The organism is Rhizobacter sp. P2_H2, from assembly GCF_056403375.1.
Genome location: NZ_JBFUFP010000681.1, coordinates 1 through 3,003 on the forward strand (window position 1 = coordinate 1; position 3,003 = coordinate 3,003).

A 3,003-nucleotide genomic window follows, 5' to 3' on the forward strand; every position below is an offset into this window, starting at 1 on the left:
TCTGCTGGCCGCTGTCGAGCACCAGGTAGCGGTCGTCGTCGGTGTTCTCGATGTGGCCGCTGCGCGCCGAGGTCACCGATTCCTTGTCGGCCTGCGCGGTCAGGATGAAGACGTTGCGGCCGGTGCGGCCGTCTTCGCTGTCGCGCTCGATGAAGAAGGTGCGGCGGCCGTCGCGCGAGGACTGGAACTGCCCGGGCGCGACGCGCGACAGGTCGGAGCGGCGCTCGAAGCGCTCGCGCAACTCGGCGCTGCGAGCGTTCATCCACGGCCACACGAACAGCGCCAGCAGCGCCACCACCAGCAGCACCGGCCAGCTCACGCGCAGCACCGGCCGCACGAAGCGCGACAGCCCGACGCCGCTGGCGAACCAGATCGACATCTCGCTGTCGCGGTACATGCGGGTCAGCGTGGAGACGGTGGCGATGAACAGCGACAGGCTGAGCATCGTCGGCAGCTGGGCGAGCGCCACGTAGCCCAGCAGCAGCACCACGTCCTGCGGGGCGATGCGCCCCAGCGCCGCCTGGCCCAGCGTGCGGATCAGCATCATCGTCAGCACGATGGTGAGGATCACCACCAGCGTGGCGCCGAATGTGCGGGCGAGGTCTCGCCGCAGGGAGGAATCGAATAACATCGTTGGATTCTGGACTGGCTCGCATTATGGACTTCAGACATCAGGTTTCTTCTTCCGGCGCCCTGGCAACCCTGCAGGCCGACGCCTTGCTCGTGGTGGTCGATGCATCCGCCGGCGGCAACACCGTCGATGCGGTGCTCGACGCGAAGCTCGCGGCCCCCATCAACGAGGCGATTGCCCAGGGCGACTTCGCGCTGAAGGCCGGGCGGGCGCTGTACCTGCACCGCGTGGCCGGCGTGAAGGCGCCGCGCGTGGTGGTCGCCGCGGCCGCCTCGGGCACCGCGAAGGCTTTCAAGACAGCGGTCGCCAACGGCCTGGCCCAGCTGAAGGGCGGCGGCGCGAAGCACGTGGCCGTCGCGCTGGCCTCCACCGGCGAGCTGGGCGCGGCACATGCGCAGGCGCTGGTCGCCGCGGCCGGCGACGCCACCTACGTCTACCGCCACACCAAGCCCAGCGCGCCGGCCGCCTCGGCCATCGCCAAGCTGACGCTGGTGTGCGACAAGGCGCAGGCCAAGGCGGTGCAGTCGGGCCTGGCGGTCGGCGAGGCGATCGGTGCCGGCGTCGAGCTGGCACGCGAATGCGCCAACCGGCCGGGCAACCACTGCACGCCGACCTTCCTCGCCGAGCAGGCGAAGAAGCTCGCGAAGGACCACGGCCTGAAGGTCGAGGTGCTGGACCGCAAGGCGGTCGAGAAGCTCGGCATGGGCTCGTTCCTCGCGGTCGCGCAGGGTTCCGACGAGCCGCTGCGCTTCATCGTCGCCCGCTACGAGGGTGCCGCGAAGACGCAGGCGCCGATCGTGCTGGTCGGCAAGGGCATCACCTTCGACACCGGCGGCATCTCGATCAAGCCGGCCGCCGAGATGGACGAGATGAAGTTCGACATGGGCGGCGCCGCGAGCGTGCTCGGCACGCTGCGCGCGGTGGCCGAACTGAAGCCGAAGCTGAACCTGATCGGCATCATCCCGGCCTGCGAGAACATGCCCAGCGGCCGCGCGGTGAAGCCGGGCGACGTCGTCACCAGCATGTCGGGCCAGACGATCGAGATCCTGAACACCGATGCCGAAGGCCGGCTGATCCTGTGCGATGCGCTGACCTACGCCGAGCGCTTCAAGCCGGCGGTGGTGGTCGACATCGCGACGCTGACCGGCGCCTGCGTGATCGCGCTGGGCCACCACAACTCGGGCCTGTTCACCGCCGACGACGCGCTGGCCGCCGAGCTGCTGGCCGCCGGCCAGAGCGCGCTCGACCCGGCCTGGCGCATGCCGCTGGACGAGGAATACGACGAGGCGCTGAAGAGCAACTTCGCCGACATGGGCAACGTCGGCCCGCGTGCCGGCGGTGCGATCACCGCGGCGATGTTCCTGCGCCGCTTCACGGCCAAGTACCGCTGGGCGCACCTGGACATCGCGGGCACGGCCTGGAAGTCCGGTGCGGCCAAGGGCGCGACCGGCCGGCCGGTGCCGCTGCTGACCCAGTTCGTGCTCTCCCAGGCAAAGTGATGTCACGGGCCCGCGCCACGCCGCTCCATCAAGCCACTCCCCAGGATCCGGCTTTGCCGGGCCGAGGGGAGGCGCCCCTCGGGGGCAGGAGCGAAGCGACTGGGGGGCTCACATGACCGAGGTCAGCTTCCACTTCAACGTGCCCGACAGGCTGTCGTATGCGTGCAGGTTGCTGCGCAAGGCGACTCGCCGCGGTGCACGCGTGGTGGTCGCAGGCCCCGCGCCGGTGCTCGGGCGCCTCGACAAGCAGCTGTGGGTGTTCGAACCCACCGATTTCGTGCCCCATGTGCATGCACGCGCTGGCCAGGCGATCGCGCCGCGGCTTGCGCACACGCCGGTGTGGCTGGTCGAGCAGGTGGCCGATGCGCCGCACCACGAGGTGCTGCTGAACCTGGGCGAAGCGCCTGCCGACGGCTTCGAGAGCTTCGAGCGCGTGATCGAGCTGGTCTCGCGCGACGGCGATGACCGCCCGTCGGGCCGGGCGCGCTGGAAGCACTACACCGACCGGGGTTACCCGATCGTGCGGCACGACGTCGCGCAGGAGGGCGGGTGAGCACGACGCCGCGCCAACAGCCGCCGCATCGGCTTCCGGTGTTGACCGAGGTCGTGCCGAGTGCCCGCAGTGCGCCACCGCCGGTGGCCGAGGTGGTCGAAGCACCGCCGCCGCGCGCGCCTGTTGCGCCGATCGCGCAGCCCGCGCCACCGGCGTTCGCGGCCACGGCGCCGGCTGCACTGACACCACAACTGCCGCCGCTGCCGCCACCGCCGGCGCCTCGCGCTGCTGCTGCCGCGGCCCCGCTCAGCGAAGACGTCATCGTCCAGCGCGTGCTCACCGACGTGCAGCGCCAGCTCGACCTGGTCTTCGAATACAAG

The 3,003-nt window shown here is 70.8% G+C and carries 3 protein-coding genes and 1 pseudogene; 3 read left to right on the forward strand and 1 reads right to left on the reverse strand.

Annotation, left to right across the window (positions count from 1 at the left end; genetic code table 11):
- On the reverse strand, nt 1-631 hold a 631-nt coding region (gene lptF / locus AC1D15_RS24590; protein WP_477828035.1), incomplete at its 3' end, for an LPS export ABC transporter permease LptF.
- A gap of 26 nt (nt 632-657) precedes the next feature.
- Between lptF and AC1D15_RS24595 the strand changes: the two genes are divergently transcribed.
- The 3 genes and pseudogenes from AC1D15_RS24595 to AC1D15_RS24605 all read left to right on the forward strand — a co-directional run.
- Nucleotides 658-2,130 carry a leucyl aminopeptidase gene (locus AC1D15_RS24595; protein WP_477828036.1) on the forward strand — a complete coding sequence of 491 codons (1,473 nt, stop codon included), beginning with the start codon at nt 658-660 and terminating at the stop codon, nt 2,128-2,130.
- A gap of 112 nt (nt 2,131-2,242) precedes the next feature.
- Nucleotides 2,243-2,683: a DNA polymerase III subunit chi gene (locus AC1D15_RS24600; protein ID WP_047507952.1), complete on the forward strand. Its 441-nt coding sequence runs from the start codon at nt 2,243-2,245 to the stop codon at nt 2,681-2,683.
- A pseudogene (locus AC1D15_RS24605) lies at nt 2,680-3,003 on the forward strand (hypothetical protein); the annotation flags it as partial. The gene AC1D15_RS24600 and the pseudogene AC1D15_RS24605, both read left to right, overlap by 4 nt.

Bases quoted from the DNA above. Each gene is read 5' to 3' on its own strand.
- AC1D15_RS24595 (WP_477828036.1), top strand. From the start codon at position 658: ATGGACTTCAGACATCAGGTTTCTTCTTCCGGCGCCCTGGCAACCCTG.
- AC1D15_RS24600 (WP_047507952.1), top strand. From the start codon at position 2,243: ATGACCGAGGTCAGCTTCCACTTCAACGTGCCCGACAGGCTGTCGTAT.